The following is a 13,341-nucleotide window of genomic DNA, read 5'->3' as shown; positions in this document are numbered from 1 at the left end:
AACCTCAATAAACGGGTGGAGAGATGACCCAGACCGCATAGGCAGGATCGTCATAGGGATTGGACCAGCGGTATTCCGAGCCTTTTATGCGGAAACTGTCCCCGGCGGTGATGGTGAAATCCTTACCCTCGATGCTGATATCCAGCTTGCCCGAGATCAGATAGACCACCTCGGAGGTGGCGCGCTGCCGGCTTTCCTCAAGCGCGGCACCGGGCAGGAAGGTCGAATGGATCATTTCGAAGTCATCAGACAGATCAGGCGACAGTAGGGCCTCGAACAGGCCATGGTCACGTTCACCGATCTGGCGACGCACATCGGCGCGGACAATCAACCCGCGTTCTTCCACCGGCGCATCGGCCACCCCGAAAAACAGCGAGACCGGTACATCCAGAATACGGGAGATCTTTTGCAGATCCATCACCGTGGGTGAGGAAAGACCGCGTTCGACCTGGGACACCCAGCCAAGCGATTTTCCCATCGCTTTTGCCATATCCTCAAGCGTCATCTTGCGGGTTGTCCGCAAGGCGCGGATATCCCCGCCGACGGTCTTATCTTCGGTCATTACAGCACCCTATATCCAGCCAATCCGACAGGCGCATCGGCCTTGGTGAAATAAAGGCATATATTTTCACGGCACGCTAATGAAAATATTACTGATTATTTCACGGACGTCGATAAACAGGGTTTATTGCCGCTTATTTCACCCTTTTACTGCCGCGCTGCCCAAAAAATAGCATTCGGGCGGGGTCAGGATGCGGATTCGGCCTCGCGCTCGGCTGCGGCCTGTTCGGCGGACCATGTGCCCGCAGCCTCGATCCCGACGGGGGATACTGTCGGCAAAACCCCAAGATAGCTTTCGGTCTGTTCGACCGGCACGGTGACGCGTTGGGTCATCCGGTAGAGCGCGTAAACCGCGATGCCGATGAAAATACTGCCAAGGGCCGGCCAGAATGCAAAAGGGCCAAAAGACTGCATGGCCCAGCCCGTGACCATCGGCCCCGCAATCGCACCAAGACCGAAGGTAAAGACCAAGCCGCCCGAAGCCGCAGGCATATCCTCGACCGAAAGGGAATCATTGGTATAGGCCAGAAACAGCGCATAAAGCGGCGTCGTCACGCCGCCGCCGAAAAACGCAGCCACCATCAGCGGCCACAGGCCACCATCCGTGACAGCCCCCAGAATGCAGGATATCGCCCCCAGCGTCGCCGCCCCGAAAATCAGTTTGCGGCGGTCCATACGGTCCGACAGCCAGCCGATCGGATATTGCATGACCAGCGCACCGGCAAACAGCATGGCGACGAACAGGGCGATCTGTGACGGAGTCATCCCGATCTTGCTGCCAAAGACCGCCCCCATGCCTGATTGCGTGGCATAGATGCTGCCCAGCAGGAAAATGCCCACGGTGCTAAGGGGCGCTGCGACAAACAGCGACCGCAGGGACATCGGCTGGGCAACCTCGACCGCGGGGACGGCAATGACCGACAAAAGGATCGGCGCGAATGAGATCGACACAAGGATCGACGCCCCGATGAACAGGACCGAGGTTCCCGCATCCCCCAAAGTCAGCAGATATTGCGCCCCAATAATCCCAAGCGTCTGCGCGATCATATAGGCGGACAGCACCTTGCCCCGCGTCTCATTCGTCGATGCCGCATTCAGCCAGCTTTCCGCCGCGACATAGATGCCCGACATGCAGAACCCAATCAGCAGGCGCAGGATGGTCCATGCCCAAGGTTCGGTCAGCAGCGGAAAGGCGATCAGCCCCGCCGACATAAAGCTGCCGAGGGCCGCAAAGACCCGCACATGGCCGACGCGCCGGATCATATATGGCGTGAAGCGTGCCCCCGATAAAAAACCGACATAATACCCCGAGGTGACCACAGCCAGTTCGACCGAGGTAAACCCCTCAAGCCCGCCGCGCAGGCCGATCAGGGTGAAATGCAGACCGTTGCCCAGCATGATCAGCACGACACCGACCAGAAGGGCCCAGACCCCGGATAATACGCCGACCATAGGATGTCCCTTATTGCTGTGGCCTGTCCGGCCTGCGGCAAATCTATCGCGACGCCACCTCCACGCAATAGCGTATGACCGCCATTTCAGCGTCTGTTTGCGACAGCCTGATCATGATGCAGAAATTTGTCGGGAACGGGCGGATCACAGCTTGTTTTTACGCGGATGGACCGACAGCTTTGCGACAGTGATTGCCTTGCGCCATTCCCGCGATAGGTTGCGCCTGCGGGCTGCATCACGATATGCCGCCATGACATTGTAAGAAAGCCTGTTCATGCCCGATTATAACGTTGCCACCCAGCTTGTTCGCGCCATCTCGGACCACCAGAATTTACTGGCCATGACCGATGAACAGATCCGACTGTCCTATGGCCAGCTGGGCAGCTTTGTCGAACAGGCCGGACCTGCCCTGCGCGACACACAAGTCGTAGGGATTTTCGGCGCGCCGGGTGTGGCAATGGGGGCAAGTGCGGTGGCTTGCGTGATCCATGGACGGCCATTCGTCCATCTTGATCCGGCGATGCCGCAAATGGTGCTGCACAATATCCTGTCGGAATTGCAGGTCGCGCTGGTGATGGTCTGCCAGCCCCCCGCCGCCGGACAATTGCCGGGGGATTGCCGGACGCTGGACGCGGTGGCCCTATTCGAAAGTTTGCATGATGCACCAATGGCTGCGTTGCAGGCAGGGTCTGTGGCACCCGATGATGCGATCTATCTGGTCGCGACCTCGGGGACGACGGGGCGGCCCAAGTGCATTCCGGTGGCGCAGGATGCGGCCTATCTGTCCTATGAATGGCGCGATGCATTCACACCCTATCATGCGGGGATGCGGGTCGGGATCTATATCTTTGCCATCTGGGAAATGTTCCGCCCCCTACGCAACGGGGCCGAACTGTGGTTTCCTGTACCCAATACGCTGATGGCCCCGCGCGGTCTGGCCGATTTCCTGATCCGCAACCGGATAACGGAAATGCTGTTCACCCCGTCGTTTTATGACACCTTCCTGCATGCTTTGGGCCGCGACACCGCCGCCGCCCTGCCTTTGGACCGCGTCATCCTGAACGGAGAGGTGGTCAGCGACGATCTGATCACCGCGTCGCTGGATAAGGTGCAGCGCGCCGAACTGTGGAACCTGTACAGCATCTGCGAAACCCATGATGTCTGCATGTCGCGCCTGACGGCCCCCTCTGGCAGCGGGCCGGTGTCGGTCGGCGTCCCGATGGAACATCTGCGCGCGGTGATACTGGACGATACCGATACGCCCTGCCCGACCGGCACACGTGGCCAGTTGCATTTCGAAGGGCCGCGCATGTTGGGCCCCGGCTATGTGAACCGCCCCGAGGAAACGCGCCTGCGCTTCCGCCAGCTGACCATCGACGGGCAGGACACGCGGCTTTACGACACCGGCGATCAGGCGTGGCTGGATAATAACGGCGCGCTGCATATTGTCGGGCGCGTGGCCCATATGCTGAAGCTGCGCGGCTTTTCCATCCAGACCCGCGAACTGGTCGAAACAATGCACGACCGCTTGGATTTTGCCCAAGGCGTCCCTTGGGTGGCCGAGGTAGGGTCCCGTGGCCAGTCGCTAATCTTCTATCATGCCGCCAATACCGCGCAGGCGCAGGAAAATGCCGCCCGTTGGGGGCTAGAATATGGCACGAACCGGATGCCTGCCGCTTTGGCGGGACAATTGCGCGGGGTGCTGCCGACCTATTGCGTGCCATCCTATCTGGTGCAGCTGGACGCCATCCCGCTGCATCCGGTGTCGGGCAAGGCCGATATGCGGGCACTGCCAGTCGTGACCGATGATGCCGATGCCAGTGCTGTGGCGCAGGATGCGGTGATCGCCGCTGCGGCCCTTGCAATGGGCTGCGTGCCGGCCCAGATCGACCCTGCGCTTAGCTTCCATGATCAGGGCGGAGATTCCCTGATGTGCGTCACCCTGATGCTGGAACTGGAACGCAGCTATGACCGCCCTGTCGATTTCGAACTGGCGATGAATGTTCCCCTGCACCGGCTTGACCAGCTGCTGACATCAGAAGCCGACGCACCCGCGCCCACCGATGTCTTCGACCGCCCCGGCATCCTGCTGACCGGCGCAACGGGTTTTCTGGGGGGGCATGTGCTGGCAGCGGCGGCACGTGACTTGCCGGATGGTCATGTCATCTATTGCCTTGTTCGCGACAAAAACCGCGGTGCCCGTGATCGACTGGATGCAGCCGCGCTGGCACATGGCGTTCCAGTGGATCGCTATGTCATGGTGCCCGGCACGCTGGATGCGCCCCAATTCGGACTGGATGATACGGCATATGCTGCCCTTTCCGCGTCGACAGATAGGGTCGTCCATTGCGCGGCGATGGTTAATATGGCCATCGGCCATGACGAGATGCTGGAATGGTCGGCCCGCGGCATCCGGACCGTGCTGGATTTCTGCACCGCTGCCGGTGCCGATCTGCGGTTTACATCTTCCAGCGCGGTCTTTCCGGATCGGGGTGGCCCTTGGCCAGAAGCGGCGGCCGGCCTTTGGGATGCCTGCACCGGCTATGGCGCGGCCAAGATTGCTGCCGAAACAGCAATTACGGCCTCCGGCGTTGCCGCGGCCATTGTCCGGCTGCCATCGCTTTACGACCTGCAAACACCGAACCCGCGCGATATCTATGAAATCATTATGGGCGCGTCCTTTGCAGCCGGGGTTTTCCCGAAAGACCTGCAATTTCCGATGATCGACGTGACGGCGGCGGCGGCCTTCCTGCTGGGCCCGATCACGGGTGGGGAAACGCCGGTCTATAATCTGATGACCGGCCAGCATGTCACTGTGCCGGATGAACCCGCCCTGCCCGTTGATCAATGGCTGGCGGCGGTCAATCTGCCCCAAGGGATCGCCCGCGTCATCGCGGATTTCCCCGACACGCTTTTTGCCGATGCAGGATTTGACAGCCATGCCGCACAGGCGGCATGGGCACATGTGTCCCAATTGCCTTTTGCCAGTCTCAGCGACGCGCCAAAGTTGTTGGCGCGTCGCAAGGCGTCCTACCACAAGGATCCGGCGTTGACCTGAATATCCTCCATTGTGATGGCGCGGGCGGCATCGCTGACAAGGAAGGCTGCCAGATCGGCAATTTCCGACGGCTGCACCAGTTTGTGCTGCGGGTTCGAGGCGGCATAATCCGCGCGGACCTCCTCCAACGATTTGCCGGTGGCTTGGATGTCCGCGTCGATGAACTGGCGCAGCATTTCGGTTTCCACCCATGTCGGGCTGATCGACACGCATGTGACCCCATGGGCTGCGCCTTCCAGACTGACGCAGCGCCCCAGCCCCAGCAGCCCCGCCTTGGACGCGCAATAGGCCGCGTTATTCGCCATGCCCTGATGCGCTGCAACCGAGGCCAGATTGACGATCCGGCCCCATCCCGCCGCCGTCATATGCGGCATGACCGCACGGATCATCCGGAAAGTGCCCGACAGGTTCGTGTCGATCTGGTCATCCCAGACCTTGTCCGAATGGCCGATCACCGGCGCCTCGTCATAAACGCCAGCCGTATTGACCAGAATATCGACACCACCGCGACGGGACACGACCTCGGCCACAAAGGCATCAACGCTGTCGCTGGACCGCACATCCAGCGCCGCGACGTGGGCGGTAATGCCGGCAGGTGCCAGTTTCGCGCGGACCAGTTCGGCGTCTCCGCCACGGCGCGCGCCGATTGTGATATCAATGCCATCGCGCGCCAGCTTGCAGGCGATGGCAAAGCCCATACCGGAAAGCCCGCCGGTCACGATTGCGGTTCTGTTGACTTGGGTCATGCGGTTCTTGTCCTTTGTCCTTGGTCGCGGCCTTGCTAGGGCAAATTTCACACGCCTGCATTGCGAAATCACACCTGTGGCCGATTTCAGCCCGCGCACCCACCCCCGATCGACAGGCAACTTGCCAGCAAAACCGCCCCATTGGGTGAAATGTCATTGTTTTACTGATGGCACGAACATCCGCATGATCGGGCCAAATCTGATATGTGAAGAAAAGGGCAACGCTCCAGATGAAAATCGGTTTTATCGGACTAGGCAATGTGGGTGGCAAACTGGCGGGCAGCTTGCTGCGCAACGGTTTCGACCTGACCGTTCATGATCTGGACGAGGATCTAGTGGCCAGCTTTGTGCAACGCGGGGCAAGGGCGGCCCTTAACCCGCTGTCGATGATGCAGGAATGCGACGCGGTCATCACCTGCCTGCCCTCGCCCGCGGCATCGGCCATTGTGGTCGAGGAAATGCTTCCCGCGATCGACGCCCGCAAGATCTGGATGGAAATGTCCACAACCGACGAATCCGAGGTCACGCGTCTGGCAACATTGGTCAAGGAAAAGGGCGGTTCGGCCATGGAATGCCCCGTTTCGGGGGGCTGCCACCGTGCCGATACGGGCAACATCTCGATCTTTGCGGGCTGTGACCGTGCAACCTTCGAACGCATGCTGCCGACGCTGACCACGCTTGGCCGTCGCGTCCTGCACACCGGCGACATCGGCACAGCCTCGGTTCTGAAGGTGATGACCAACTATCTGGCAACCGCAAACCTGCTGACCTGCTGCGAGGCTTTGGTGACCATGAAGGCTGCCGGTGTCGACATGAATACGACTTATGAAGCAATGAAGATTTCCTCGGGGACATCTTTTGTCCATGAAACCGAAAGCCAGCTGATCCTGAACGGATCGCGCGACGTGTCATTCACCATGGATCTGGTCAAAAAAGACATCGGCCTGTTCCAGAAGATTGCGGAAAAATCCAATGTGCCTTTGGAAATCAGCCCGCTGATGGTCCAGATTTTCGATGACGGCATTGCCCGCTTCGGTGATCGCGAACTGTCGCCCAACATCATCCGCCGTCTTGAAGAGGCCACCGGCCTGTCCATCAGCGCCCCCGGCTTTCCGTCCGAACTGACCGATGACGAACCCGAAGAGGCAGGCTATGAAGTCGTCCCGACCGGCCTTTCCGCACCGTTGATGGCCTGATCATGACAACAGCGCCCGCAACCCCGCAGGCCAATATGGCCCATTGGAACGAACGCGCCGATCTGGCCGCCACCTTCCGGTGGGCCGCGCGCCTGAACATGCACGAGGCTGTGGCCAACCACTTCAGCCTTGCGGTGAACGATGCCGGAACCGAGTTTCTGATCAACCCCAACCAGAAGCATTTTTCGCGGATCAAGGCATCGGACCTGCTGCTTCTGGATGCCGATGACCCTTCGGCGCTTGAGGCTGCGAATGCGCCCGACCCGACGGCATGGGGGCTGCATGCCGCCATTCACCGGACCTGCCCGCATGCGCGTTGCGTCATGCACACCCATTCGATCTGGTCCACCGTGCTGGCCTGTCTGTCCGACAGCAACCTGCCGCCGATCGACCAGAATACGGCGACCTTCTATAACCGCTATGTTATCGATGAGGCTTTCGGCGGTCTGGCCTTCGAGGAAGAGGGCTTGCGCTGTGCCTCCATGCTGTCCGATCCGGCCAAAAAGGTCATGATCATGGGCAACCATGGCATTCTTGTCGTCGGCAAAAGCGTCGCCGACACATGGAACCGGCTGTATTACTTCGAACGCGCTGCCGAAACCTATGTCCGCGCGCTGCAGACCGGCCAGCCGCTGCGTGTCCTATCAGATGACATCGCCAAAAAAACCGCCTCCGAGTTGGACGATTATCCCGGACAGGCCGAGGCCCATTTGACTGAATTGCGCGCAATTCTGGACGAAGAAAACAACAATTACGCCTGCTGACCACGTTTGAAACAGGATGGACCCGACATGAGTGATATTACCTTCGATCTGAAAGAAAATGGCATGGTCGTCGGCTTGCCCGACGGTGACAGCTATTTTAACTATTACTGGCTGCGCGATGCCTGCCTGTCCTGCATCGATCCGCAAACCCGCGAACGGATCTTTGATGCGTCCGAGCTGAAAAACGCCCCGCGCGCCAGCTCGGCTATGATTGACGACGAGATGCTTGTCATCGGCTGGCAGCACGAGGCGCAGGCCTCGCGCGTGCCGATGGCGCTGCTGCGTCAGGTGGCCAAAGGTGGACGCACCGCAGACCCCGCCGCCCTGCCCCGCAATCTGTGGTACAGCGACCATCTGCCCAAAATTACCCGCGTGGACCAGCACGCCGTCCTGAACACCGACGAAGGGCTTGCCCGTCTAAGCCGCGCAGTGATCGAGGATGGTATCGCCATCGTCACCAGCATGGATAAAACGGTCGAGGCTTTGCCGCGGCTGGTGAACACCATGGGGTCCGTCACCCCATCCGCCGAGGGTCTGTTCTTCGATGTTCGCGTCGAAATCGAACCGACGAACCTTGCCTTTACCGCGGGCCCGCTGGAAATGCACACCGACTTGCCGGGTGAAGAATTTGCCCCCGGCGTCCAGTTCCTGCACTGTCTGGAAAACACGGTCGAGGGCGGTCTGTCGCTGTTTCTGGACGGCGCGGCTGTCGCCGAAGCCCTGCGCGCCGAAGACCCCGCAGCCTTCGAATTGTTGGCCAGCCATGACATTCCGTTCTTCTATCGCCACGACAACTGGGATTACCGCGCCCATCAGCGCGTGATCGAAACCGATCCCGACGGCAATGTCACCGGCGTGACGATTTCCCAGCATTTGCAGGACTATCTGGATTTGCCGCAAGAGCTGTTGGACCTCTATTATCCGGCGTTCATCAAGTTCATCCGCATGATGCAGGAAGACCGTTTCATGCTGCGCTTCCGCTCCGAGGCGGGCAATTGCGTGGTCTTTGACAACCACCGCATCGTGCATGGCCGCGAAGGCTATGTGGCCGACAGCGGCAGCCGCCATTTGCGCGGGTGCTATATGGATCGCGGTGCGCTGCGGTCAACCTATCGCGTGTTGGCGAAAAAAGGTTTCACTCTGGATGAGGGCGCGAAAAAGCAGGCCCTTGCCTGACACCCGCCAACCTTAAAAAAAGGGGGCGCAAGGATATTTCCTTGCGCCCCCTTTTGTCGTGATCAGGCGACGAACGGCGGGCGGACCTTCAGTTCAAGGTAATCCTCCAACCCGAAGCGGCCACCTTCGCGGCCAATGCCCGAATGCTTGAAGCCACCAAAGGGTGATCCGTAATCCGCATCACGGCCATTGATATGGATGCCACCTGCGCGCAGGCGACGGCTAACACGACGGGCGCGTTCCTTACTGCCGGTCTGCAGATAGGCGGCCAGACCGTATTCGGTGTCATTGGCCAGCGCGATGGCTTCTTCTTCGGTATCAAAGGGCGTCATGACCAGAACGGGGCCAAAGATTTCCTCGCGCCAGATGGCCATATCGGGGGTCACATCGCAAAAGATCGTCGGACGGACGAACCAGCCCGTTTGCAGATGTTCGGGCAACCCGTCAGGGCGACCGGCACCACCGGCCAGCAGACGCGCGCCGCCGTCGATACCCTTCTGGATCATCGTCTGGACACGGTCATACTGGATACCGTCGAACAAAGGCCCGATGTGATCGCCTTTAGCTGCGGGATCACCGACGACCTGCGCGTCAGCCGCCCTTTTGGCAATCTCCAGCGCCTGATCATAGACGCTGCGTTCGACCAGCATGCGGGTCGGCGCATCGCAGGATTGACCGGTGTTATAAAAACAGCCCACCACGCCTTCCTGAATGCGTGTTGCAAGATCGCAATCGGCAAAGACCAGATTGGGCGATTTGCCCCCCAGTTCCAGTGTCACACGCTTGACGGTATCGGCTGAATCCTTTGACACGGCACTGCCCGCGCGGGTCGATCCGGTAAAGGACATCATCGCCACATCCGGATGGCTGGACAGTCCGGCACCAACGGTCGGGCCGTCGCCATGCACAAGGTTGAAGACCCCTGCGGGATAGCCAGCTTCGTGGATGATCTCGGCATAGATCTGGGCCGACAGGGGCGTATGTTCTGAGGGCTTCAGGATGCAGGTCGATCCGGTCGCCAAAGCGGGGATCACCTTCAGGGCGATCTGGTTGATCGGCCAGTTCCACGGCGTAATCAGCCCGCAGACACCGATGGGTTCACGCGACAACAAATCGCCGTTGGGAAGGGTTTCCTCCTCCTCCAAAGCCTTCAGTGCGGCGGTGAATGCCAGAAGATGGCCAAGACCTGCATCCGCCTGAACCTCGAACGACATGGTTGCGGGGGCGCCCATTTCCATGGTGATGGCCTGCGCCAGATCTTCCATCCGGTCGCGGGTCACATCGGCCAGACGGTACAGCAGCGCCAGACGTTCCTGTTTCGAGGTCATCGAAAAGCTGTCGAACGCCGTCTTTGCGGCAGCCACCGCGCGGTCCACATCCGTGCGATTGCCCAAGGTCAGCTGCCCGATCTGGGCATTGGTCGATGGCGTCAGGATCGGCATTGTCTTGGTCGAATCCGGGGTGACCCATTCGCCGCCGATATAGAATTTATTGATCGAAATCATGTTATTGCCTTTCAGGGGGTCACATGGGCCTTGGCCATGTCCAGATGCAGTTCGTCACTGTGATAGGTCATCCTGGCGACCGCCTCGTCGTCGATTTCCAGACCCAGACCCGGCTTGTTTGATGGAATGATATAGCCGTCTTCCCATTCGATCCCGCCCTTGACGCATTGCATATAGGGACCATCAAAGGTGCCGATGCTTTCAAGGATCAGGAAGTTCGGCGAACAGGCGGCAATCTGGATATTGGCCGCCGCAACGATCGGGCCGCAATACAGATGCGGCGCGATTTGCACCTGACGGGTTTCGGCCATTCCGGCGATCTTCTTCGCCTCCATCAGACCGCCGACGCGCCCGAGGTTCATCTGCAGGATTGATGCCGCGCCGGTTTCCAGCAGACGTGCGAATTCATACTTGGTGCAAAGCCGTTCACCCGCCGCCACAGGGATCGAGGTAAAGGCCGCGACCTGCGCCATATCGGCGGGGCTTTCCGGCGGCAGTGGTTCTTCGAACCACAAGGGGTCATAGGGTTCCAGCGCACGGGCCAGACGCTTGGCCCCCGACACGGTGAACTGGCCGTGGGTGCCGAACAGAAGGTCGGCCCGATCCCCGACTGCCGCACGGATTTCACGGCAGAAATCAACGCTGCGGGTGATATCCTCTAGCCGCGGTTGATGCCCGTCGAAGATGGTAAAGGGGCCGGCGGGATCGAATTTCAGCGCGGTGAAACCCTGTTCGACCATACCGACCGCCACCTCGGCCGCGATGGATGCATCGTTATAGGCGTTGGGCGTATTCGGGTCGGGATAGACATCGCCACTGGCCGGATAGATATAGGAATAGCTGCGCAACCGGTCATGCACACGCCCGCCCAGCAGTTCGTGAACCGGCTTATCCGCCGCTTTGCCCAAGATATCCCAGCACGCCATTTCCAGCCCGCTGAAGGTGCCCATGACGCTGACATCGGGGCGTTGCGTAAAGCCCGCGCCATAGGCCTTGCGGAACAGCAATTCGATGCGGGCCGGATCCTCGTTTTCGAAATGGCGCGCGAACATATCCCGCGCCATCGCGCAGCATACGTCCGGACCGAAGGTGGCATTGTAAATCTCGCCCACGCCGGTGATGCCGCAGGTGGTCGTCAGGCGGACAAAGATGAAATAGCGCCCTCCGTGACGGGGGGGCGGGTTGGCGACGACAAATGTTTCTAGCTTTTCAAGGCGCATGATGGCCCTTTCCTTGGTGGGAATGTGATCAGCCTGCATCCTGCAGGATCATATCGGCGGCACGCATGGCCAGCATCATCGTAGGCGCGTTGGTATTGCCCGAGGTGATATTGGGAAAAGCCGATGCATCGACGACCCGCAGGCCCGCAACCCTGTGGACCCGCAGCCGTGCATCAACCACGGAATCGCGCGCATCATGTCCCATCCGGCAAGTGCAGGTCGGGTGATAGACGGTCGAGGCGCGGTCGCGGAAATCCTGCAACAGGGCCGCGTCGTCCATTGTTGTAAAGCTGGCATCCTTGGGTCCAAGAGTGACCGATTGCAGTTCGGGCGTCAGGGACAGGTCACGGATCAAACGGCTTCCGCGAATGGCGGCGTGGCGATCCTCGGGGGTGGCGAGGGAATTGGCGTTGATCGAGGGCGTGTCGCGGTGATTGGCGGACCGTATCCGCACCGACCCACGGCTGGTCGGACGACAGGTTTGCGCCGACATCAGATAACCGCCTGTCCAGTCCATGGCGACCTTGCCTTCGGGGGTAATTTCATATGACGCAGGGTTGCAGAACAGCTGCACATCGGGGGATGCTACATCCGGCCCCGAACGCACGAAACCGCCGACCTGATTGACCGGCACCGCCAAGGGACCGCGCCGCGTCAGGACATAGCGCATTCCGGCCAGAAGCCGCCCCATGCGGTTGCCCAGAATGGCGTTCAGCGTGTCTTTTGTGGCCCTGAACTGATGGGTGATCGCCAGATGGTCCTGAAGGTTCTGCCCGACCTGCGGCAGATCATGGCGCACCTGAATACCATGCGATTGCAGCAGTTGCGCGGGGCCAATCCCCGACAGTTGCAACAGCTGTGGCGAATTGATGGCGCCCGCGCTGAGGATCACCTCGTGGCGTGCGGTCACGCGACGGCTTTTGCCGCGATGCAGATAGGTCAGCCCGTCGACCTTGGCACCCGAAAACTCCAGTCGGGTGACATGGGCATGGGTGACCAGCCGCAGGTTCGACCGCTTCATTGCAGGGCGCAAAAATGCATCGGCCGCAGACCAGCGGCGACCGCGCCTGACATTGCTGCGGTAATAGCCGACGCCCTCGGCCCCTATGCGGTTCATGTCATCCACAACCTGATAGCCCGCTTGCGGGGCCGCCTTGATGAAATGCGCCGAAAACGGGTTCATCTGGTCTGACAGATCCTGCACCCAGACAGGGCCCGTGCCTGCAGGATCGTCCGACGCGGTTTCCATAGCGGCATAGGTATCGCGCACGGCGTCCCATCCCCAGCCATCGGCACCAGCGGCCACCCAATCATCGAAATCACGCGGCTGGCCACGGACATAGGCCATCGCATTGATCGAGCTTGATCCACCAACGACCCGCCCCCGCGGCCAATAGCTGCTGCGCCCCGATAAACCGTCATCGGCATCGGTGTGATAGCCCCAGTTCAGGTGCGGATTGGCATAATTGATCGCATAGCCGACGGGTATCTTGATCCACATCCGGGCATCGGTCCCGCCAGCCTCCACCACCAGGACGCTGAACTTGCCGTTATCTGACAGCCGGTCGGCCAAAACACAGCCAGCCGAACCCGCGCCGACGACGATAAAGTCGTATTGATCCTGCTGCATGTTATGGCCCGCACTGCTGTTGTCATTCGCTGC

The 13,341-nt window shown here is 60.3% G+C and carries 11 protein-coding genes; 4 read left to right on the top strand and 7 right to left on the bottom strand.

Translation table 11 applies throughout. The features are described from left to right. Positions 1–4: 4 nt before the first annotated feature. The 3 genes from DWB67_RS10615 to DWB67_RS18325 all read right to left on the bottom strand — a co-directional run bounded on the left by DWB67_RS10615 (position 5) and on the right by DWB67_RS18325 (position 2,289). Positions 5–562, bottom strand: a complete 558-nt coding sequence (locus DWB67_RS10615; protein WP_119807519.1) for a helix-turn-helix domain-containing protein — start codon at positions 560–562, stop codon at positions 5–7. Between the two features lie 185 nt (positions 563–747). Continuing rightward, entirely contained in the window at positions 748–2,013 is a 1,266-nt protein-coding gene (locus tag DWB67_RS10610; RefSeq protein WP_119807518.1) for an MFS transporter, read from the bottom strand. Positions 2,014–2,157: 144 nt separating this feature from the next. Further along, the gene (locus tag DWB67_RS18325; RefSeq protein ID WP_255418636.1) at positions 2,158–2,289 is read right to left on the bottom strand and encodes a hypothetical protein; all 132 of its coding nucleotides are present in this window, start codon (positions 2,287–2,289) and stop codon (positions 2,158–2,160) included. On the opposite strand from DWB67_RS18325, the gene DWB67_RS10605 reads away from it, so the two are divergent. Then, positions 2,288–5,071: an AMP-binding protein gene (locus DWB67_RS10605; RefSeq protein WP_119807517.1), complete on the top strand. Its 2,784-nt coding sequence runs from the start codon at positions 2,288–2,290 to the stop codon at positions 5,069–5,071. The genes DWB67_RS18325 and DWB67_RS10605 overlap by 2 nt on opposite strands. Here DWB67_RS10605 and DWB67_RS10600 read toward each other — a convergent pair. Then, positions 5,044–5,817, bottom strand: coding sequence for an SDR family NAD(P)-dependent oxidoreductase (locus DWB67_RS10600; RefSeq protein WP_119807516.1), 774 nt, complete (start codon positions 5,815–5,817; stop codon positions 5,044–5,046). The genes DWB67_RS10605 and DWB67_RS10600 overlap by 28 nt on opposite strands. Before the next feature lie 230 nt (positions 5,818–6,047). Here DWB67_RS10600 and DWB67_RS10595 point away from each other — a divergent pair, with 230 nt between their 5' ends. Genes DWB67_RS10595 through DWB67_RS10585 form a run of 3 tightly spaced genes read left to right on the top strand, consistent with a single transcriptional unit; the run spans position 6,048 to position 8,953 of the window. Next, complete coding sequence (locus DWB67_RS10595; RefSeq protein ID WP_119807515.1) at positions 6,048–7,013, top strand: NAD(P)-dependent oxidoreductase; 966 nt, start codon at positions 6,048–6,050, stop codon at positions 7,011–7,013. A 2-nt stretch (positions 7,014–7,015) separates the two neighbouring features. Then, positions 7,016–7,777 carry a class II aldolase and adducin N-terminal domain-containing protein gene (locus DWB67_RS10590; protein ID WP_119807514.1) on the top strand — a complete coding sequence of 254 codons (762 nt, stop codon included), beginning with the start codon at positions 7,016–7,018 and terminating at the stop codon, positions 7,775–7,777. Between the two features lie 27 nt (positions 7,778–7,804). Beyond that, positions 7,805–8,953, top strand: a complete 1,149-nt coding sequence (locus DWB67_RS10585; protein WP_119807513.1) for a TauD/TfdA family dioxygenase — start codon at positions 7,805–7,807, stop codon at positions 8,951–8,953. 62 nt (positions 8,954–9,015) lie between these two features. Here the strand turns inward: DWB67_RS10585 and DWB67_RS10580 are convergent, their stop codons facing one another. Genes DWB67_RS10580 through DWB67_RS10570 form a run of 3 tightly spaced genes read right to left on the bottom strand, consistent with a single transcriptional unit; the run spans position 9,016 to position 13,308 of the window. Further along, positions 9,016–10,458 carry an aldehyde dehydrogenase family protein gene (locus DWB67_RS10580; protein ID WP_119807512.1) on the bottom strand — a complete coding sequence of 481 codons (1,443 nt, stop codon included), beginning with the start codon at positions 10,456–10,458 and terminating at the stop codon, positions 9,016–9,018. A gap of 11 nt (positions 10,459–10,469) precedes the next feature. Continuing rightward, complete coding sequence (locus DWB67_RS10575; protein ID WP_119807546.1) at positions 10,470–11,678, bottom strand: mandelate racemase/muconate lactonizing enzyme family protein; 1,209 nt, start codon at positions 11,676–11,678, stop codon at positions 10,470–10,472. Between the two features lie 28 nt (positions 11,679–11,706). Continuing rightward, positions 11,707–13,308: a GMC family oxidoreductase gene (locus tag DWB67_RS10570; RefSeq protein ID WP_119807511.1), complete on the bottom strand. Its 1,602-nt coding sequence runs from the start codon at positions 13,306–13,308 to the stop codon at positions 11,707–11,709. Between the last annotated feature and the right edge of the window lie 33 nt (positions 13,309–13,341).

The organism is Paracoccus sp. JM45, assembly GCF_003590715.1.
GTDB lineage: Bacteria > Pseudomonadota > Alphaproteobacteria > Rhodobacterales > Rhodobacteraceae > Paracoccus.
This window is presented reverse-complemented; position numbering and strand designations above follow the sequence as displayed.

Excerpts from the sequence above, each read along its gene's own strand:
- DWB67_RS10590 (WP_119807514.1), top strand. The coding sequence starts at position 7,016 with ATGACAACAGCGCCCGCAACCCCGCAGGCCAATATGGCCCATTGGAAC.
- DWB67_RS10605 (WP_119807517.1), top strand. The coding sequence starts at position 2,288 with ATGCCCGATTATAACGTTGCCACCCAGCTTGTTCGCGCCATCTCGGAC.
- DWB67_RS10600 (WP_119807516.1), bottom strand. The coding sequence starts at position 5,817 with ATGACCCAAGTCAACAGAACCGCAATCGTGACCGGCGGGCTTTCCGGT.
- DWB67_RS10580 (WP_119807512.1), bottom strand. The coding sequence starts at position 10,458 with ATGATTTCGATCAATAAATTCTATATCGGCGGCGAATGGGTCACCCCG.
- DWB67_RS10585 (WP_119807513.1), top strand. The coding sequence starts at position 7,805 with ATGAGTGATATTACCTTCGATCTGAAAGAAAATGGCATGGTCGTCGGC.
- DWB67_RS10595 (WP_119807515.1), top strand. The coding sequence starts at position 6,048 with ATGAAAATCGGTTTTATCGGACTAGGCAATGTGGGTGGCAAACTGGCG.
- DWB67_RS10615 (WP_119807519.1), bottom strand. The coding sequence starts at position 562 with ATGACCGAAGATAAGACCGTCGGCGGGGATATCCGCGCCTTGCGGACA.
- DWB67_RS10570 (WP_119807511.1), bottom strand. The coding sequence starts at position 13,308 with ATGCAGCAGGATCAATACGACTTTATCGTCGTCGGCGCGGGTTCGGCT.
- DWB67_RS10610 (WP_119807518.1), bottom strand. The coding sequence starts at position 2,013 with ATGGTCGGCGTATTATCCGGGGTCTGGGCCCTTCTGGTCGGTGTCGTG.
- DWB67_RS10575 (WP_119807546.1), bottom strand. The coding sequence starts at position 11,678 with ATGCGCCTTGAAAAGCTAGAAACATTTGTCGTCGCCAACCCGCCCCCC.
- DWB67_RS18325 (WP_255418636.1), bottom strand. The coding sequence starts at position 2,289 with ATGAACAGGCTTTCTTACAATGTCATGGCGGCATATCGTGATGCAGCC.